This is a genomic window from Shewanella loihica PV-4 (assembly GCF_000016065.1).
Taxonomy (GTDB): Bacteria; Pseudomonadota; Gammaproteobacteria; order Enterobacterales; family Shewanellaceae; genus Shewanella; species Shewanella loihica.
Genome location: NC_009092.1, coordinates 4,229,894 through 4,249,574, shown reverse-complemented (window position 1 = coordinate 4,249,574; position 19,681 = coordinate 4,229,894). Strand labels below are relative to the sequence as shown.

17 protein-coding genes are annotated in these 19,681 nt (G+C 54.6%); 9 read left to right on the top strand and 8 right to left on the bottom strand.

Annotation, left to right across the window (positions count from 1 at the left end):
* Positions 1–35 precede the first annotated feature (35 nt).
* Both SHEW_RS18430 and SHEW_RS18425 read left to right on the top strand, forming a co-directional pair.
* Entirely contained in the window at positions 36–1,208 is a 1,173-nt protein-coding gene (locus tag SHEW_RS18430) for a PrnB family protein (protein ID WP_011867351.1), read from the top strand.
* A gap of 3 nt (positions 1,209–1,211) precedes the next feature.
* On the top strand, positions 1,212–2,324 hold the full coding sequence (locus tag SHEW_RS18425) for an aminotransferase class V-fold PLP-dependent enzyme (protein ID WP_011867350.1): 1,113 nt from the start codon (positions 1,212–1,214) through the stop codon (positions 2,322–2,324).
* A 168-nt stretch (positions 2,325–2,492) separates the two neighbouring features.
* Here the strand turns inward: SHEW_RS18425 and SHEW_RS18420 are convergent, their stop codons facing one another.
* Positions 2,493–3,317: an N-acetyl-ornithine deacetylase gene (locus SHEW_RS18420; RefSeq protein ID WP_011867349.1), complete on the bottom strand. Its 825-nt coding sequence runs from the start codon at positions 3,315–3,317 to the stop codon at positions 2,493–2,495.
* 361 nt (positions 3,318–3,678) lie between these two features.
* Positions 3,679–5,088, bottom strand: coding sequence for a glutamate--ammonia ligase (gene glnA / locus SHEW_RS18415; RefSeq protein WP_011867348.1), 1,410 nt, complete (start codon positions 5,086–5,088; stop codon positions 3,679–3,681).
* A gap of 368 nt (positions 5,089–5,456) precedes the next feature.
* Here glnA and typA point away from each other — a divergent pair, with 368 nt between their 5' ends.
* Positions 5,457–7,280, top strand: a complete 1,824-nt coding sequence (gene typA / locus SHEW_RS18410; protein ID WP_011867347.1) for a translational GTPase TypA — start codon at positions 5,457–5,459, stop codon at positions 7,278–7,280.
* 587 nt (positions 7,281–7,867) lie between these two features.
* Here typA and SHEW_RS18405 read toward each other — a convergent pair.
* Both SHEW_RS18405 and SHEW_RS18400 read right to left on the bottom strand, forming a co-directional pair.
* A complete protein-coding gene (locus SHEW_RS18405) occupies positions 7,868–8,881 on the bottom strand; it encodes an IS110-like element ISSlo1 family transposase (protein ID WP_011864733.1) in 1,014 nt (337 codons plus the stop codon).
* Positions 8,882–9,582: 701 nt separating this feature from the next.
* Positions 9,583–10,722, bottom strand: coding sequence for a multidrug effflux MFS transporter (locus SHEW_RS18400; RefSeq protein ID WP_011867346.1), 1,140 nt, complete (start codon positions 10,720–10,722; stop codon positions 9,583–9,585).
* Positions 10,723–10,821: 99 nt separating this feature from the next.
* Here SHEW_RS18400 and SHEW_RS18395 point away from each other — a divergent pair, with 99 nt between their 5' ends.
* Positions 10,822–11,598 (top strand): AraC family transcriptional regulator, encoded by a 777-nt coding sequence (locus tag SHEW_RS18395; protein WP_011867345.1) that lies wholly within the window; start codon positions 10,822–10,824, stop codon positions 11,596–11,598.
* Positions 11,599–12,682: 1,084 nt separating this feature from the next.
* Here SHEW_RS18395 and SHEW_RS18390 read toward each other — a convergent pair.
* The 4 genes from SHEW_RS18390 to SHEW_RS18375 form a co-directional block, all read right to left on the bottom strand.
* Entirely contained in the window at positions 12,683–13,897 is a 1,215-nt protein-coding gene (locus tag SHEW_RS18390) for a 4Fe-4S binding protein (RefSeq protein ID WP_011867344.1), read from the bottom strand.
* A 222-nt stretch (positions 13,898–14,119) separates the two neighbouring features.
* Positions 14,120–14,737 carry a hypothetical protein gene (locus SHEW_RS18385; protein WP_011867343.1) on the bottom strand — a complete coding sequence of 206 codons (618 nt, stop codon included), beginning with the start codon at positions 14,735–14,737 and terminating at the stop codon, positions 14,120–14,122.
* A gap of 300 nt (positions 14,738–15,037) precedes the next feature.
* A complete protein-coding gene (locus tag SHEW_RS18380; RefSeq protein ID WP_011867342.1) occupies positions 15,038–15,688 on the bottom strand; it encodes a DUF2959 domain-containing protein in 651 nt (216 codons plus the stop codon).
* 24 nt (positions 15,689–15,712) lie between these two features.
* Positions 15,713–15,934, bottom strand: a complete 222-nt coding sequence (locus SHEW_RS18375; protein WP_011867341.1) for a hypothetical protein — start codon at positions 15,932–15,934, stop codon at positions 15,713–15,715.
* 134 nt (positions 15,935–16,068) lie between these two features.
* Here SHEW_RS18375 and SHEW_RS18370 point away from each other — a divergent pair, with 134 nt between their 5' ends.
* The 5 genes from SHEW_RS18370 to SHEW_RS18350 all read left to right on the top strand — a co-directional run bounded on the left by SHEW_RS18370 (position 16,069) and on the right by SHEW_RS18350 (position 19,546).
* A complete protein-coding gene (locus tag SHEW_RS18370; protein WP_083764388.1) occupies positions 16,069–16,947 on the top strand; it encodes a virulence factor BrkB family protein in 879 nt (292 codons plus the stop codon).
* Entirely contained in the window at positions 16,944–17,894 is a 951-nt protein-coding gene (locus tag SHEW_RS18365) for an alpha/beta fold hydrolase (RefSeq protein WP_011867339.1), read from the top strand. The genes SHEW_RS18370 and SHEW_RS18365 overlap by 4 nt, the downstream gene beginning before the upstream one ends.
* Positions 17,895–18,042: 148 nt before the next feature.
* Positions 18,043–18,606, top strand: a complete 564-nt coding sequence (locus tag SHEW_RS18360; RefSeq protein WP_011867338.1) for a hypothetical protein — start codon at positions 18,043–18,045, stop codon at positions 18,604–18,606.
* Between the two features lie 29 nt (positions 18,607–18,635).
* Positions 18,636–19,073 (top strand): D-aminoacyl-tRNA deacylase, encoded by a 438-nt coding sequence (gene dtd / locus SHEW_RS18355; RefSeq protein ID WP_011867337.1) that lies wholly within the window; start codon positions 18,636–18,638, stop codon positions 19,071–19,073.
* Between the two features lie 2 nt (positions 19,074–19,075).
* A complete protein-coding gene (locus SHEW_RS18350) occupies positions 19,076–19,546 on the top strand; it encodes a thioesterase domain-containing protein (protein ID WP_011867336.1) in 471 nt (156 codons plus the stop codon).
* Positions 19,547–19,681: the final 135 nt, after the last annotated feature.

Below are 19,681 nucleotides of genomic sequence, written 5' to 3'. Positions count from 1 at the left end.
AGTCATTATTAAAATAACCAAGAGATACCTACCCTATGAGTCAAGATGTCGCGGCCTTCGATCACTGGATCAGGCAGGAGTTTGTCGAGATTAACTCGGCGCTGGAGCGCCTCTACATGCAGCAGAGCGATCCCGCTAACGTGGTGGGCATAGGCGACGAGCTTAAGGCACGGCTGGAGGCCGAAGGCCGGACGCTCATCAAGGCGCTGCTGGATGAGGGCAATACCGACGAGGGTTTCGATGCGGCCTTCGATCTGCTGGGTAACGTGGGCCTCTACATGGCGGCTTGCCGTCGCCACGAGATCACCGAGCCGAGCCGCGAAACCAGCTCGCCGCTGTTGGAGGCCTCGGCCTTGGCCATGCATATAGGCGCCTCCATCGGGGTGACGCCGCGCTTTGCCACCGCCCATCTGACTACTCACAATCGCGCCGTTAACGGCCTCTATAAGCGCTTTACCGATCTCGACGACGAGAAGCTGTTCGTCGACTACAACACCAAGGGGATCCTCGCCTACAAGCGGGCGGCCGATGCCCTGCTGAAGATCCAGCCCCTGGGGATCTCCCACCCCATGACCGCCGAGTTGTTAGAGGTCGCCCTGGTGGCGCTTCAGCAGGTGATCGCCTCCAATCAGACGCTATTCGAGCGCCTCGACACTCAGGCGTTTTTTAACAGCGTGCGTCCCTATTACAAGCCCTATCGCGTCGGCCAGCAGGTGTATCGCGGCGCCAATGCCGGTGACTTTGCCGGCATCAATGTGATCGATCTGCAGCTGGGGCTCTGCTTCGCCAACGAGTCGGCCTACTCTCAACTGCTGGTGGATAAGTTCCTCTACATGATGCCGGAAGATCAGCGCATCTTGCGTGACTGCATGCGCCGCACCAGCCTGATGGACGATTTCCTCGCCGCCATAGAGATGCGTGACCAGCCCTGGTACCAGGAGAATCTAGCGCAGTTCCTGCGGGTGTGTGAGGCCCATGGCCAGGGGGCGATACAACACCATGATCAGCTGGTGGAGAAGTATATCGCTCAGCCTGCCAAGCAGATGGAGAGCCAGCATATCGACAAGGTTACCGCCAGTGGCCCGCCGCTGCCTGTGCTGCTGGGGGCGCTGGAGAAACTCAGAGACAGACGCGCCGCCGCCAAGCGCGATGACATACGCACCCGTTTCGACGACATCGCCAGGCTGCGCGCCAGCCTAGAGGGATAAGCCATGTACCAGAATGATTTTGTGATGCCAAAGTCGGTCTACCTGCTCAACCACTCGGTGGGCAGGCCGCTGCAGAGTCTGCGCCAGGCGTTCGACGAGCGTTTCTTCCTGCCCTGGCAGGGCTCGGGGCGAGAGCCCTGGGGCGACTGGCTCTCTGTGGTGGAGGATTTTCGCGTCCAGCTCGCTAGGCTGTTCAACAGCGAGACCCGGCTGTTTTGCCCTCAGGTTAACCTTTCCAGCGGTCTCACTAAATTGGTGCAGTCCCATTCAAGGCTGCGCCGCCCCGGCGCCGTGATCCTGATGAGCGAGAATGATTTCCCCAGCATGGGCTTTGCCTTACGTCAGGCGCTGCCTGAGGCTGAGATACGTTTCATCCCGGCTAATCTGGATGTGAGTCTGGCCGAGGTGTGGCAGGCACATCTGACCGACGATATCGATCTGGTGTTTATCAGCCACGCCTATTCCAATACGGGTCAGCAGGCGCCGTTGGATTATCTAATACCTAAGGTGCGCGAGCTGGGGGCGCTCTCTCTGGTGGATGTGGCCCAGGCCGCCGGGGTATTGCCCCTAGATCTTAATGCCCTCAAGCCAGATTTCATGTTGGGCTCCAGCGTCAAGTGGCTCTGCGGCGGGCCGGGGGCGGCCTACCTCTGGGTGAGCGCCGCTCAGCTGGTGCATTGCTCACCCCAGGATGTGGGTTGGTTCAGCCATGAGAACCCCTTCGAGTTCGACATTCACGATTTTCGCTACCATGACTCGGCGCTCAAGTTCTGGGGCGGCACGCCGTCTGTGGCGCCTTTCGCCCTTGCGGCCCACAGCATAGGGTATTTTGCCGAGCTGGGTAGCGACAAGGTGCGTCAGCACAACCTGATGCAGCTGCAGCGTATCTGGCGTCAGGCGGGTGATGCTCTGGTCTCACCCTCGGATGCGGCCCGCTGTAGCGGCACTGCCATCTTAGACTTTGGCGAAGACCAGCAAGCTGTGGTCGAAGCGTTGACCCAGGCCGATATCAGCCTGGATGTGCGCAAGCAGGGGATGCGGATCTCGCCTCACATCTACAACGGCGAGCAGGATTTGCAGCGGCTGCTTGAGGCCCTGGCGCCTTTCTGTCGTTAGCCCTGTTGTCGTTAGTCCGGCAGTCGTTAGTCCCGCAGTAGTGAATGACCGTAAAACAGATAGCAAAAAGCCAGGCCGAGTGCCTGGCTTTTTTTATCTAAGGGGGAGCTTATCGCTTAGCTTATGCCTCTAGCGCTTCGCTCATTCTTTTAACGCTTGCTTATGCCCTTATCGCTTCGCTAATGTCAGCTCGACGAAACGCTTGATGATGGCGGCGTTGGCCAGGATGCGTTGATCGAAACTCTGCTGGCCCGGGGTCTCACTACAGACGCCGACGCTGGCGCCCAGCCGTACCAGGAAGGCCTCGAAGGAGAGGTCGAAATGGTTGAAGATGATGCCATCTTGTACCGGGCAGTCGTCGATCAGTCCGTCCTGGGCGATGGGGAAATAGTGCCCCAGGGCGTCGCGCAGCTCGCGGCTGAATTGGCCTGGGTGCTGGTTGGCCTCGAAGGAGTAGATGTAGGTGTCTGTGAGCAATACATCTTCATGGCAGGTGAGGATGCCATCTTTACTGGCGGCGGCCAGCAGCTGGGAGTGAGCCAGCAGGATCTCGCCCTCGCTAGAGGTGTCCTGATTGCTACGGCCACGGCCGTTTTCTAACACGAAGCCGCGATTCGGGTTTTGTCCCAATTTGTTGAATCTATGGCCGCGCTTGAAACCAGTGGGGTTCACCAGTGGCAGCAGGCTAAGGTTGATCTGGCCGAAGAGCTCGGGTTCCAGTTCGTTGAGGAAGTAGAGCAGCCCCCAGGGGCCGGCGGCCTCTTCGCCATGAAAGCCGGCGCTGATCAAAATAGATGGCTGATCTGCCTTCTGCGCCGGCGACTGATACAGTTCCAGCGGATGCGGACCGGCATCACCCAGCTTGCGCGCCTGTAGCCCGAGGCGGCTGGCCTGCTCTTCTAAGCGGGCATAGAAGCTGCTGATATCATTGCTCTGACAGCTAAAAATATCGCTGTGCCAGGTGAAAGACTGGAAGGGATCGCGGCTAGACATAATGGGATTCTAAAGTAAGTGATTCGGCGTGATCATGATAGCAGTTTGGCCATAAAGTTAAATCAATTTTATGCCCGACGTCAGGCGCTTAAGCCAAGTTTATCTGCCGGTAAAAGGGCATAAAAAAGCCGCCTTAAGTGGCGGCTTCTTCGAGCACTAATCCAAGCTTAGCGGCAAGGATCACAGGCTTACAGGTATTAGTACAGTTCGAACTCGGCTTGGTGAGTGGTGCGAACCAGACTCTAAGCTTCAGCAGTCTTCAGCGCGATGTAAGAGTCGATGAAGTCGTTTTTGAAAGCCATAAAAAAGCCGCCTTAAGTGGCGGCTTCTTTGAGCACTAATCCTAGCTTACAGGCAAGGATTATAGGCTGTAGTACAGCTCAAATTCTGCTGGGTGAGTGGTGCGAGCCACTTTCTCTGCTTCTGCAGTCTTCAGTGCGATGTAAGAATCGATGAAGTCATCAGAGAATACGCCGCCTTTGGTAAGGAACTCACGGTCTGCATCCAGGTTCTCAAGTGCGTTCTCAAGAGAGGTCGCAACCTGTGGGATCTCAGCCGCTTCTTCCGCTGGCAGATCGTACAGATCTTTGTCCATGGCTTCGCCTGGGTGGATCTTGTTCTGGATACCGTCAAGACCAGCCATCAGCAGTGCAGCGAACGCCAGGTATGGGTTAGCCGTTGGATCTGGGAAGCGAGTCTCGATACGACGTGCCTTAGGGCTTGGTACTACTGGGATACGGATAGACGCAGAGCGGTTACGTGCCGAGTAGGCCAGCATGACTGGTGCTTCGAAGTGAGGCACAAGACGCTTGTACGAGTTGGTGCTTGGGTTAGTGAAGGCGTTCAGCGCGCGAGCGTGCTTGATGATACCGCCGATGTAGTACAGCGCCGTCTCACTCAGACCCGCATACTTGTCACCAGAGAAGAGGTTGACACCATCTTTAGCCAGTGATTGGTGAACGTGCATACCGCTACCGTTGTCGCCAACGATTGGCTTAGGCATGAAGGTCGCCGTCTTGCCGTAAGCGTGGGCCATGTTGTGAACCACGTACTTAAGGATCTGGATTTCGTCAGCCTTTTCAGTCAGCTTGTTGAAGCGAGTCGCGATCTCGTTTTGACCGGCAGTCGCCACTTCGTGGTGGTGAGCTTCAACCACTTGACCCATCTCTTCCAGAACCAGACACATGGCGCTACGAAGATCTTGTGAAGAGTCAACTGGTGCTACTGGGAAGTAACCGCCTTTAACGAATGGACGGTGACCTGTGTTGCCGTCTTCGTAGTGAGTGCCTGAGTTCCAAGCCGCTTCTTTAGCGTCTAGCTTAACGAAACAGCCAGACATGTCGGTACCGAACTTAACGTCATCAAACAGGAAGAACTCTGGCTCAGGACCAATGAGTACGGTATCGGCGATGCCGGTAGAAACCATGTACTCTTCGGCTTTCTTAGCGATAGAGCGTGGGTCGCGGTCGTAACCAGTCATAGTGCCTGGCTCGAGAATGTCACAGCGGATCAGGGCAGTGGTTTCTTCGGTGAATGGGTCAAGAACGAAGGTCGTTGGGTCTGGCATCAGGACCATGTCTGACTCGTTAATGCCTTTCCAACCAGCAATAGATGAACCGTCGAACATTTTACCGTCTTCAAAGAAATCGGCATCAACCTGGTGAGCAGGAATAGATACGTGCTGCTCTTTACCTTTAGTATCGGTAAAACGCAAATCAACAAACTTAACTTCAAGTTCTTCTAGTTGTTGTAAAACTGATTCAACTGACATTCTAAAGTCTCCGAGTAGAGTAGAGGGGATGCCCTTCTTATATCATTCAGCGTTGCGACCAACGCGGTTCTGGCATGAGTAAAGCTAGACTCGTGCCAAAAGTTTAACGTATTGATTTTTATGGGAACAATAAAGAAGGTAGGTGGCGGGAATCTCGTTATTGCACCATAAAGGTGCAATAGATGCCTCTTGATGGTGCGTTCACCAATATGGTGCGCACCAATATAAACATGACTATTCATAGCTGACTAAAAAATAATCCTGTGCGAGAGCCCCTCGCTAGAGTAGAATGGCACGTTTTTTATTGCAACAGCTATTATTAGGGCTGTTATCAATACCCTATTTTTTCGATGGTAAGAGGTTTATCCGTGTTAGAGAATTTACGTAACATCGCCATTATTGCACACGTTGACCATGGTAAAACGACCCTGGTTGATAAGCTGCTGGCACAGTCTGGAACCCTTGAGACTCGAGGAGAGGCCGCTGAGCGGGTGATGGATTCCAACGATCTTGAAAAGGAACGTGGAATCACGATTCTGGCGAAGAATACTGCCATCAAGTGGAACGATTACCGTATCAACATCGTTGATACCCCTGGCCACGCCGATTTCGGTGGCGAGGTAGAACGTGTACTTTCTATGGTTGACTGTGTGCTACTGCTAGTTGATGCGGTCGATGGTCCAATGCCACAGACACGTTTCGTGACTAAGAAAGCCTTCGCTCAAGGCCTTAAGCCTATCGTAGTGATCAACAAGATCGACCGTCCGGGTGCGCGCCCTGATTGGGTTATCGATCAAGTATTCGACCTGTTCGACAACCTGGGTGCTACCGACGAGCAGCTGGACTTCCCAATCGTTTATGCGTCTGCACTGAACGGTTTCGCGACTCTGGATCCTGAAGAGACTGGCGCAGACATGACGCCACTGTTCGAGACCATCGTCGAGAAAGTATCTTCACCTGACGCCGATGCCGAAGGTGCCTTCCAGATGCAGATCTCTCAGCTGGACTACAACTCATACGTGGGCGTTATCGGCGTTGGCCGTATCAAGCGCGGCAGCGTTAAGGTAAACCAGCAGGTTACCGTAGTGGGCGCTGACGGCACCACACGTAACGGTAAGATCGGCCAGGTACTTGGTTACATGGGTCTGGACCGTCACGAAGTGGCTGAAGCTAATGCCGGCGACATCGTAGCGATCACAGGTCTTGGCGAGCTGAAGATCTCTGACACTGTATGTGCCGTGGGCAACGCCGAAGCCTTGCCACCTCTGTCTGTTGACGAGCCAACATTGACCATGACCTTCCAGGTAAACACCTCGCCATTCGCTGGTAAAGAAGGTAAGTACGTGACTTCACGTAACATCCTTGAGCGTCTGCAACAGGAACTGGTACACAACGTGGCACTGCGCGTCGAAGAGACAGACAGCCCAGACCGTTTCCGCGTATCGGGCCGTGGTGAACTTCACCTGTCTATCCTTATCGAAAACATGCGTCGTGAAGGCTACGAGCTGGCCGTATCGCGTCCTGAAGTTATCGTTAAAGAGATCGACGGCGAGAAGTGCGAGCCATACGAGACGCTGACCGTTGACGTTGAAGAAGAGCACCAAGGTGCGGTGATCGAGAAGCTAGGTACCCGTAAGGCGGACATGCGCGACATGCAGCCAGACGGTAAAGGCCGTGTGCGTATCGACTTCATCATTCCTAGCCGTGGCCTGATCGGTTTCCAAACCGAGTTTATGACAGCCACTTCTGGTACAGGTCTTATCTACCACTCATTCGACCATTATGGTCCAGTGAAGGGTGGCGATATCGGTCAACGTCAGAACGGTGTGTTGATCTCTAACGCTACCGGTAAGGCACTGACCTTCGCCCTGTTCGGTCTGCAAGACCGTGGTCGTCTGATGATCGGTCACGCGGCAGAAGTTTATGAAGGCCAGGTAGTGGGTATCCACTCTCGTGCCAACGACCTGACAGTTAACTGTCTGAAGGGTAAGCAGCTGACCAACATGCGTGCCTCTGGTACCGACGAAGCTCAGGTACTGACACCGCACATCCAGATGACCCTAGAGCAGGCGCTCGAGTTTATCGATGACGACGAATTGGTAGAAGTGACTCCGCAGAGCATCCGCGTGCGTAAGCGTCACCTGACCGAAAACGATCGTAAGCGTGCCAGCCGCGCCTCGAAAGACGCTTAATCTGACCCGCACCTTTTAGGTGCAGTCGATTAGCCCAAAGCCCCGACCATGCAGATGGCCGGGGTTTTTTGTATCTGGCGTTAGCTGGCCAGATATTCAGTCCTGGCTTCTAGGTGGATTCCTTAGGGGGCGTAGATGATATAGGTATTTAGCTGAGTTATTTGACACCATGGCTTGGTGGTTTATCTATCGCCTGCTCGGCGGTCAATGTGCAGGGTTTTAGCTATTGAGCTTCTGGCTGATACGCTTGTTTGGCAGAGTTATTTGACACCATGGCCGCATGGTTAACCTATCGCCTGCCCGGCGAGGGATGTGCAAGCACTCTTTTGGCACACCACAAGCACATATATGGACACCTCGGATAGATCAAACATTTTGTGAGTAACAGAAAGTAATACTGCGTACGTATATCCGACCTGTTTGTGAGCATCATTGTGCTCTGGCCTTAATGAGAACCGCGCCTTCGCTGCTTATCGTCCGTTCGGTGTTACAACACCTTGTGCTCTCTCAGCATTTACGAAGGCCGGTATTACCTGTTACTTCATTAATTGTGTTCGGTTTTTAGGGTATGTAATTGTTCTTGTTGTTTAGCTAGGTCTGTACTCCGTTTTGTAGTAAAGCATCGCCCAAATTATCCTGGCGAGTTTGTTGGCCACAGCTACCGCCGCTTTCTGTTTGCCTCTTCGTTCAATGACCTTTCTTGCCCAGACAGATAACCTGTCGTCATTATTCTTTGCATAGCGTATGACAGACCAAGCACCTTGAATCAGCTGTCGTCTTAGATAGCTGTTTCCCCGCTTGGTGATAGCTCCTAATTTCTGTTTTCCACCACTTGAGAATTCTTTCGGTACCAGCCCCAAATTTGCCGAGAAATGTCGCCCATTTTGATACCCAGAACCATCACCAGCGAACGATACCGACGCCGTAGCAATAATTTCAGCGACACCTCGTATGGCGGTTAACCGCTTGGTATCTTCATGATTTCTTGCCTGTAGTCGAATCTCTTTTTCCAGTGCTTTAATCGAAGCATTGATGGCATATAGCTCATCAAGTAACTCTCTGATATACCTGCGGGCGGTGGTGGTTAGTGAGTTATCGGCATCTTCGAGTAACTCAGGTAGAGCAAGGTTGAGCGGGTCGCGGCCTTTGGGAATAACAATGCCGTATTCACTCAACAATCCACGTATTTGATTGGTCAACGCGGTTCTGACACGAATACGACGCTCGCGAATTCGATGGGAAATAATGATATCGACCTGCGCTAAGGTTCTTGGCTTAACGAAGATAATGTTGGGGCGCATCGCAGCCTCACAGATTGCAAAGGCATCATTGCGGTCATTTTTATTGCCTTTCACGAAGGGCTTCACATGCTGTGGTGGGATAAGTTTTACCTCAAATCCACGCGACAACAGCTCTCGGCCCCAATAATTTGAGCCACTACAGGCTTCCATGGCAATCACTGCATCTGGATACTGAACGAGCGTTTTCAACAGTTGAGTGCGTTTAACGGTGCGATTAAAGAGCGTTTTACCGACTTGATTGACACCGCAAACCTGAAGAACATTTTTTGCCAAATCGATACCAATTAGAGTAACTTTCATAGTGGACACCTTTTGTTGACATTGAACCTTGTAAATTCAATATGGCGCTTTTGACGCCGACTTCACAAGAGGTGTCCATCTCATCATCCATGTGGGCTTCACGGCGGCGTCCATGCCGCCGAGAGCCAAAAGCGTGCTTACACCCGTATCTAAACGTCTCTTCGATTAAGCGTTAACTGTAAACATGCATGATGTTGGGCTTTCGCTATTGAGTTTCTGGCTAATACGGCTTGTTTAGCCGAGTTATTTGACACCATGGCTTGGTGGTCAATCTATTGGCTGCGGCAGGCCCAAGTGCAAACACATTTGTGACACGGTGAGTGAAGCGCAGCTTCTAGCTCACGAACGAGAGGCATGGATGCCGAACTGGCTGTTAAACAGGGATGTTGTTTGAGCACATCCTTGTGGGCTTCACGGCGGTACTGACCTACATGGATGTAGGGAATGCCAATAAATGTAGGGAACATTTTTGGTCATGCCGCCAAGAGCCAAAAGCGTGTTTACACCCGCATCTATAAGTCTCTTCGATTAAACGTTACCTGTTGCCGTTCGAAGTGATGAACTTTAGCTATTGAGCTTCTGGCTGATAAGCTTGTTTGGCCAAGTGATTTGACAGCAAGGCTTGGTGGCCAATCTAATGCCTGCGGCAGGCCCAAGTGCAAACACTCATTTGGCACGGTGAGTGAAGCATAGCTTAGTGCTCAGCGCACCATTTCTACAAACTGTTTTCTTCCTATCGCCAGACTGAGCAGCAGGCTGGTGATGAGTAGCGGCCCGCCCAGCTGCTCGGCCAGGCTAACCATGGCCAGTCCCAGGGCGATAAGCAAGTAATAGAGTAGGCCGAACAGGGCGCCGGCCGCCCCGGCCTGGTCGCGATACTCCACTAGGGCTTGGCTGAGAATGTTGGGAATGGCGATGCCAAAGGCGGCGACGATCAATACCATGGGTAGCAGGAAGCCAAGATGGGTCTCGCTAAGATACACCCCAACAGCGCCGACTAAGGCCAGCAGGCTGGCTAGCCTTAGCAAACGAGGCTGCGAAGCCCCCCGCTGCAGTAACGTTTTGTTGATCGCGCTGCCGACCAGAGTGCCGATTGCCAGTGCGATGCCACTATAGCCAAAGGCCTGTGTGCTCAATCCCAGACGTTGAAATACAAAGGGACCCTGTAGGTAGTAGCTAAACAGCAACACATTGAAACCCGCGACCAGCAAGGCGTTGTGCCAAATATTGCCATCTGTCGCCAGGCGCTTGGCGAGCGCCCAAAGAGGAAGAGGCTGCATGGTGGCCGGGCGCGTCTCGGGCAGGCGCAGCAGACAGACGGCGTAGAGTAACACTGCCATCAGAGATAGGGTGAAGAATACTGCGGGGTAGCCGCCTAGGCTTGTTAGTAATCCGCCAGAGAGCATACCGACGACGGGGCTGATGGCGATTCCCATGCCCATATAGGCGAACACCTTGGCCAGAGCAGTGCCGTCGAAGCTGTCTCTCAACATGGTCTGGGTGACCACAGAACCCACGGCGGCGCCGAAGGCACTGAGGGCGCGCATCGCCAGCAGCCATTGGAAACTGGGCGCCCATAGGGCGGCAAAGGCCGCGATGCCATAGAGCCCCAGCCCCAACAGCATGGTGCGGCGCCTGCCCAGGTGGTCGCATAGAATTCCCCAGCACACCACGCCGAAGGCGAAGGCCAGGAAATAGATGGATAGCGTCTGGCCCGCCAGGGCCAATGGCACGTCAAAGCCCGCGGCAATGTGGGGCAGTGCAGGGCTGTAGAGGGTTTCCACTATCTGGGGAAACATCATCAGGATCACCATCAAGGGGATCGAGGGAGTAGTTTTCATGGTGCTAGGCTCATCGTCATCGAAAGGATGTGCAGTCTAACGGCCTCTGCTATAGTCCTAATAATATGATTAAGACAATAAATGTTGAAATGAGGACAGATGGCGTTTATCGACGAGTCCTGTAAATTTGATCCCGATGCCATAGAGACCGAGGTGGTGGGGATCGCCGCCCGCCTGGGACAACACGATTCGGGCATGCACAGTCATGCCAAGGCGCAGCTGCTCTATGCCCCTCAGGGTTGCATGACCATCACACTGGACGGATTACACTGTGTGTTGCCGCCCACCCGTGCCGCCTGGATCCCGCCGGCGTGCCGTCACAGCGTGGTGATGAATCGGGTGGTAGATTACCGCTCCCTCTACTTTGCGCCGCAGTTGACGGGGAGCATTGCCAATCGCATTCAGATCCTCGAAGTGACCCCCCTGTTGCAAGCGCTGGTGGAGCGTATGGCCTTCTGGCCTTGGGACAAATCGGCGATGGCTATGGTGAATACCTATCAGCTGTTCTTCGAGGAGCTTTCCCAGGCTAAGGAGAGTCATCTGGTGTTGCCTATGCCAAGCGACAGACGCCTGCAAACCTGGCTCGCCGAGCTTCAGCGTGCGCCATGGGATGTTCCGCCCCTCAAGCAGCTAGGGCAGCAACTGGGTGCCAGCAGTAAGACCATCAGCCGCATCTTCACCAGGCAGACGGGAATGCCCTATCAAAACTGGCGTCAGCAGTGGCGGCTGCAACAGGCGATCGCCCTGCTCGCCAGCGGCTATCAGGTGAACGACGTCGCCTACCGTTTGGCCTTCTCTAGCGACAGCGCCTTTATCGCCTTCTTCAAGCAACACACAGGCAGCACGCCGCTGCAGTATTTGCAGCCAAAATACTGAGGGGGTTGGCCACTAGAAATGGCCATATTTCAATATTTTATATTGTAGTTTGTGGTTGAGACGGTTATTTAGCGGAACGATTTAACACCATGGCCGCATGGTTAACCTATCGCCTGCCCGGCGGGGGATGTGCAAGCACTCTTTTGGCCCGCCGCAAGCACATCCTTGTGGGCTTCACGGCGGCGTCCATGCCGCCGAGAGCCAAAAGCGTGCTTACACCCTATCTAAACGTCTCTTCGATTAAACGTTACCTGTTGCCGTTCAGGGTGGCGGCTTCTTTCGCTTTGGAGAATGCGAGAAAGTCTTAGCCCTCTTATGAAATAAGCGAAATCTCGCTCTATCTTGGTGGGGGTTACTGTTGTATTGCAAAACCCATTTTTATGACCAAAACCCATATTGTTCTGAATGCTTGTGATTGTAGTACCAGTCTTAACAAACTCCTTTAGGGAATGTTTTTTTACTCAATTGATTACCAAAAGCAGCCAAATCGAAGAGGCGTTAGATACCTTGTGCGAACACGATTTTGGCCTTCGAAATCATGGATGATTTCGCAGAGCATCCATGGATGGACTCGCTGCGTGCCAAAATAGTGTTTGCACATTAGCCCACCGCAGGTGGTAGGTGGCAAGGAAGGCTAGACTTCAAACGCACTTTATAAACAAATAATCCCTCAAAAGCTAAATCCATTAGCCTTACAAACAAAGCCAAATCGAAGAGATGAAATGACCCGGTGTAGATGTAGCTGCGGACGTCGATGGCAGGGATGCCATCGTCGAGCCTCCATGGAAGGATTTACGGCGTGTAGCAGCTATATCTGCACAAAAGCGAGCCGCAGGCTATAAGTTGCAGAGAAGGTAAGGTTTCAAACACAGTTAATAAACGCCAAGTTTGCCGACCTTAACCCCACCGCAGGTGATAGGTTGCGTTGAAGGTGAGGCCTTCAAACTGACTTTATAAATATCAAATACGTCCCGCTTAACCCCACTGCAGGCAATAGATAGCAATTAAGGTACGACCTTCGCCTTCCCTGTAAACCACCATGCCAGACGCTAAGTCAAAAATACCCCACCTTTATTCCAAGGACCTAATGCCCAATGGCCCCCAAATGTTGTATCAAATACATCCTAATTTCGGTCGGCGTTTGGCTGACCCAGAATCCCCCGACATAGGCGATCAGCGGGATCATAAACAGCAGCAGTAACAGCATGATGGTGAGGCCACGGGCGGAGAGCTTGATGCCGTTGCGGGTGCTGAAGTGCAGCGCCTCCTGCTTAGGGCAGGCGGAGACGCAGCGCATGCAGGCCTGGCATTCGTCCGAGCGTACCGTGCCTTGTTGATGCACCTTGATGTTGGCGGGGCAGGCGCGGGTACACTTGTCGCAGTTCATCCCCTTGGTCTCGATGAGGCAGTGCTGGGTGCTACGGCGGATCTTAAACGGACTCAAGAAGCTGGTGAGGCCAAGCAGAGCGCCATAGGGGCAGATATAACGGCAGAAGCCCTGGCGGCGCCAGGCGGCCAGCAGCAGTATGACGGCGAAGCATGCCAGGGTGATGAGCCCCGGGGTGACGAAGAAGAGCGCCATCTTAAGGTCGGCTATCTTATGGTAGTTGCCCTCGAGATAGTGGGGAATACTGGCCGAAGGCATGCCGAGCACGATATAGAGCAGACCGGCCAGTAGCAGGTATTTGAGCATGCGCAGCGGCCAGTCGAGCCAGGCGGGTGGCAGCAGTTCACGCTTGATGAAGCGCTTTCTCAGTTTATACAGGTATTCGCCGGCGAGTCCCAGGGGGCAGGCCCAGCCGCAGAAGGCGCGCTTACACAGCAAACCCGTGAGGATCACCACGGTGAGCATCACCGCGGCGGCCGGATGGTTCTGATCCCAGATTCCTAGGGTGAGGATCGCCTTAAGCTCTATGGCGCCGGCGATGGGCAGGAAGGCGTCGCCCACGTCGGGCCGCATCAGGTAGGGCGTGATGCCCAGCTTGAGCATGACGGCGTTGGCCGCATATTGAATGCCGACCAGCAACATGGAGAGTGCCAGCAGGTGTTGTATTCCCTCCCTGAGGGTGTTGGCGCGCACCTCGCCTTTGACGAAATCGCCCTGGTATCTGTGGGCGAGGGCCAGCACGCCGGCGGCGAGCAGCAAGGCGACAAACAGTGGCCAGTAGAGGGTGACCAGTGCCGCGCCCAGCAGGGAGGCAGCGCTCACCACGGCGCCCCAGCGTTTGCCGCTCCAGTAGAGCAGGCTGCAGCTGTAGATCAGGGCCAGTGTCAGGGTCAGGGATTCAATAAAACTCATTGCCAATAACCAGTTATGAGGCGGATATAGCTGAGAGTCGGGGATTTGGGCGGAGTTCTGGTGCGCTATCGCTTCTGTGCGCTGGCTCGCTAAAAAGCCGGTTTGGATGTGAATTTAGGTGATCTTGGTCCTAATGGCGTTAAAAAAGCGGGGATAAAAAAGTGGGCATGGACAAGCGGTGATAAAAAAGGCTGACACTCGTGTGCCAGCCAAAGGGAGAGGTTATTGGATGATGGCGCGGGCCTGCATCTGGTCGACGACGAAGCGGGTCAGTGCCTGAATGTTCTGCACCTCTGAGCCGCTGTCATTGGCGTCGATATCGGCCTGCCAGATGATCTGCTTGGCCTGCTTGTCGTAGACCTGTACATGCAGCTGCTGCTGGCCAGAACCTGCCCAATCGACGAGTGAGCCAATCTGAGTGCCGGCTCCCGGCTCGCCGCCGAGCATGTAGACCCAGCCGCGGGTCTCCAGATAGTCGTCGTAGCCGTAGTCGTAGCCCGCGTCGGTGACGCTGAGGATCAGCAGCGCTTCGTTGGCCTGGCCGTCGGCGTAGGCCTGTAGCGCTGCCTCATCGGTGATCTTGGCGGCATCCGGCAGGCTTTCGAAGCTTGGGGTCGCGCTGACCTGGTGCTGAGCCAAGTCGTCGGCTAGTTGCCTCTCTACTATCTTGCGTGAGGCGGGATCCGTCTGAGCCGCCAACACGGTCAGGCTATGATACTGCTTGTTGAGCTGGTCGCTCAGTTGCTCGGAGGCGATCTCGTGGGGCAGGCTGCTGCAACCCGTCATCATGGCGATGCCGATACCTGCGGTGGTTAACATCTTGAATACTTTGGCTGACATTGGTTTGTCCTCATCTAGCTGACTGTAGGCTGACTGACCGCCTTAATCACGGCCTGTTGTTTCGATGAGCTCATTGTATGTCGGCGCCGAAAAGGAGGGATTAAAGAACCTTTAACCTAAACTATAAGCTTTGGCGGTTGCTTCTCTTGGCAGCTTCTTTTGAGAGAGAGGACTGGCTGGAATAGGTGACACGTTTCGGGGATGGTCGTTGCGAGCCTGGGGTAAGACTAAACAAAAAGCGGTGTAACTGACGCGATGCGGTAAAAGAAAAGCCCTAACCAGGGTTAGGGCTTTAGGGCGTTACTTGTTGCCTTCCATCGACTCGATGAAGCGGTTGGACTCGGCAATCGATTTGTTCATCTCTTTGATCAGGCTGGAGATATCAGTCTGCAGGCTGGCAAACTCGCCCTTGATGGCGCCTATGGCCTGGGCGTTGAGATTATGCTTGAGGTAGAGCATGTTGTCTTTCATGGCGGTCAGGATGGGCGGCATCTTGCTCTCGGCGCGGCGCATGGTACGCACCAGCTGCTCGTAGGAGCGACGGGTCTCGCGTAGCTTGGTCTCGCTGTTGCGGCGCAGGCTGGCCTTGCTGATCTCGCCAATCTCCGCCTGCCATTCGTCAAACAGTGCCTCGGCCACATCTTCTACCTTGTCGATACGGCTGCTCACCTCGTCGGCGGCCTCCTGTGAGGACTCATATTCATCTCTGGCCTTCTCGTAGGCGCTCTGTAGATCGCCACCATCGTGGTTGAGCAGGGCCTGCATCTCTTCCAATGCCGAGCTAAATTGCGCCTGGGCCTCCTCCTGGGATTCCTTGGCGGCGTTGACCCTATCCACCATGATGTCGCGCTTATGGTAGCCCACCTTCTCCATGGCACCATAGTAGGCGCTCTGACAGCCGCTGAGCATGACGACGGCGCCCAGGGTTGCGGCAGTTAATAGTTTTCTCATCCTGACAATTTCCTTGTTAGACGGTTAGTCGGCCTTGAATTTAGCGGCGTCTATAATGCTCCACAGGTGAGCGATACCGCCTATGATAGCGGGGACGATCAACCACCACAGGGCGTAGCCGACTATGGTGACGACACAGAAGAGGAGTGCCGCCAGGATGCGTCCTTGTACTAATTGGCCCAGGCCAGGGAAAAAGAAGCTTGCGATGGCGGCAATCACGTTGCCGGCCGAACCTTGTTGGGACATCAATTTATTCCTTACACTTGTATCTAGTGTCTTTAAACTTGTAATCTTAATGTACCAAGATACGCAGTTAACCCTACTTGAATCAAGAGAATAACGTGATAAATAAAATAGATGTGAGCCTGCTTCGTTCGATCATGCTGGGTATCTGGCAATTCATGATACATCTAAAACAGCGTATCACGGAAGACCAGATAAATATGCGGGCGGGTCACCTGGCTTACGTTACCTTGCTCTCTCTGGTACCTATGGTGGCAGTGACCATGTCTATGCTGTCGGCCTTCCCCGTGTTTAAGGGGATCCGCAGCCATATCGAGACCTTCATCTACGAGAATTTTATCCCCTCTGCCGGCGACAGCGTGCAGATGTATATCAACGAGTTTGTGGCCAACGCCTCCAAGGGTACGGCCGTGGGTATCGGCGCCCTGGTGGTAGTGGCTATTCTGCTGATCTCCAATATCGACAAGTCACTCAACGGCATCTGGCGCACCACGGAGAAGCGCCCCATGGTGGTCTCCTTCTCCATGTATTGGATGGTGCTGACCCTGGGCCCTGTGTTGATGGGTGCCAGCCTGGTGGCCACCTCTTATGTGGTGTCGCTCAAGTTGTTTAGCGGCACAGATCTTAGCGGTGTGGTGCCCCTCTTAGTTGAGCGTCTGCCCATGTTCTTCTCTGTGGCCACCTTCCTGCTGATCTACATGGTGGTGCCCAATACCAAGGTGAAGTTTTTCCACGCCCTGCTGGGCGCCATCGTGGCGGCTCTGTTGTTTGAGCTGGGTAAGAAGGGCTTTGCCCTTTATCTCACCGAGTTTCCCGCCTATGAAGCTATCTATGGCGCGCTGGCGACTATCCCTATCCTGTTTATGTGGGTCTATCTCTCCTGGATTATCGTACTGATCGGCGCCGAGATCACCGCCGCCATGCCTGAGTACCTCGATAAGCGTCTGATGGACTTGGTGAATAAGGAGCTGGCGGACGATGAGTCGGAGATCCACTTAGATGAGCACAAAAGGTGAGTCCCGCTAAGTCGCATCCGCTGATCCGTCAGGATTGGATCGATGTCGGCGAGGGGCACCAGCTGTTTCTGGCACAATATGGTGATCCCCAGGGGATCCCTGTGCTCTATCTTCATGGCGGGCCCGGGGCGGGTTGTAACCCCCAGGAGTTGAGGCTGTTTATCGACCGTGGCTTTCATATCTATCTGCTGGATCAGCGCGCGGCGGGTCGCTCTAAGCCTTGCGGCGAGGTGGCCAACAACGACTTTCCCAGCCTGGTGAAGGATATCGAGCGGGTGCGTCACTGGGCGGGCATAGATGCCTGGTGTCTGCTGGGGGGCTCCTTCGGCGCGACCCTGGGCTATCTCTATAGCTGCATCTATCCCGAGCGGGTGTTGTCGCAGATCTATTGGGGCATGTTTATTCCCTCTGCCGAGGGGATGGAGTGGCTCTATGGTCGTGGCGGCGCCGCGCAGATCTTCTCCAGCCAGTATCGCCAGTTTGCCGCCGGCCATGGTGGTACCCTCGATAGCCTGTTTAGTCATTTCACCGATGGCTTTAATCATAGGGACGCCGAGGTGCGCCGCAACTGCGTGATGCGCTGGCTCAGTTGGGAGCTGGCACTGGCGGTGCCCGGTTTCGAGCTGAGTGAGGCCCTGGCCGAGCAAGGCGGAGCCTTGGCGAGAGTGGAGCTGCATTATGCCCGCAACGATTATTTCGGTGGTTATCAGCTGATGAAGCGGGTGGGTGGGGATCTCACCTGCCCGACCATCATATTGCAGGGAGAGCTGGACTGGGTCTGCCCCCAAAGGCTGGTGGATGAGTTTCTCGACAACCACGGCCCCAGGCTATTAAGGTCACGTCTAGTTAAGGGGGGCTATCATACCCTCGCCGACAACAAGATGTGCCGGGCGGTCGCCGAGGCGGTGACCCAGATGGGGCGTTATCTGGCCGCCGGCCGTTCCTAATCTATTGATGTCGCTGCGTGCAGCGTGGCGAGCAGTAATGAGCAAAAAGCCGTAAACAATAGGCAGTAAGTAATACGCAGTAAGCATTAAATAACGAGCTAGCAGTCAGTCGTGTAAGCCAAGCTAATAGCTAAGAGGAAGCAGGATCATGAAGAAGAGATTTATCGCAGCGTTGACGCTACTGGTGTGCAACCAAGTGTTAGCGACCCAAGTGTTAGCCACCGAGCGCACGCCTCAGCCTGCGCCCGAGCGGGTCTATTTTAGCGGCATGAGCGATGAGCTGGCCGCCGATGCCCTACTGGTGTCGCTGATCAACAAGAACTATCTGGCCAAGAAGGTGGGGCCTAACAAGGTGGGCGTGCAGTTGGGGGATCATCAGTTTGTGTTGCAGCCGAGCCTGAACCCAGAGGGGATAGATCGCATCCTGGCCAGCCGTTTCTACGCGGTGAGCCCTAAGCTGGTGGGCACTCAGGAGCTGATGGTGCTCATCGGCACCCTCAACCATAAGCTCAACTTCGCCAAGTTCACCCTGAGGGAGGAGGGCAAGGTGATTCAGGTACAGGGCGCGGCGACCTTCGTCGATACTCTGGAGCTGGAGGAGCTGCGTCGTTTCCTAATCTGGATCGACGATGCCCTGCTGCGTGTGGGTCAGGCGCTGCCTAACACCACCGAGCAGCTGATTAAACCCATTCCCGTGATGCCGATGAATTAAATGAGTAAAGCAGAGGAGTCGAGAGGCCAGTGATAGCCTTAATACAGAGAGTCAAACAGGCCAAGGTGGATGTGGATGGCCAAACCATAGGCGCCATCGACAAGGGGCTGCTGGTATTGCTAGGCGTGGAGCGTGAAGACGACCAGGCCAAGATGGAGAAGCTCGCCACTAAGGTGATGAGCTATCGCATATTTAGCGATGAAGACGGCAAGATGAACCTTAACCTTAAGCAGGTGGGCGGCAGCCTCTTGGTGGTATCTCAGTTTACCCTGGCCGCCGATACCGGCCGTGGCCTGCGCCCGAGTTTTTCCGGCGCCGGTACCCCGGAGCAGGCGAAGCAGCTCTATCAGGCGTTTGTAGATTACTGCGCCGCCCAGGGCGTGCCTGTGCAGACGGGTGAGTTTGCCGCCGACATGCAGGTCAGCCTAGTTAACGACGGCCCGGTCACCTTTAATCTGCAGGTGTGATAATGATGTCTAAGGCAGAAGAGCCAGAGCAGATACAGGCGTTACTCGGGGAGCTGCAGCGCACCTGGCATCAGACGATCCCCGTCAGTGCCTTCATGCAGATAGCGCCCGAAGCCTATCAGGCGCAGACGCTGAGTGTGAGCGCGCCGCTAACGCCCAACATCAACCTGCATCACACCATGTTTGCCGGCAGCATCTATACCCTGATGACGCTCACCGGCTGGGGCATGATGTGGCTGCAGCAGCGCTTAGCCGGTGTCGAGGGCGATATCGTCCTCGGGCAGGCGGACATTCGTTATCTGGCCCCCGTGGGTGAGTCGCCCCAGGCGCGGGTAAGCTGGCCGGAAACAGACTTAAGTGTGCTGGGGCAGGGGAAGCGTGCCAAGGTGAAGCTGGAGGTGGCGTTATATTGCGGCGAGCAGTGCTGCGCCCAGTTCCTGGGCACCTATGTGAGCCTGCCGAAGGCAGATTAGCTCCCGGCCATCAGAGGTAAATAAATCCGCTCTCAGGCCGTCTGAGGTTTGCGGGTTAGTCCTTCGGGGATAAATACGCTGACTGTCATATACAAAAAAGCCTCACAGTGTGAGGCTTTTTACTAACTAGCGATT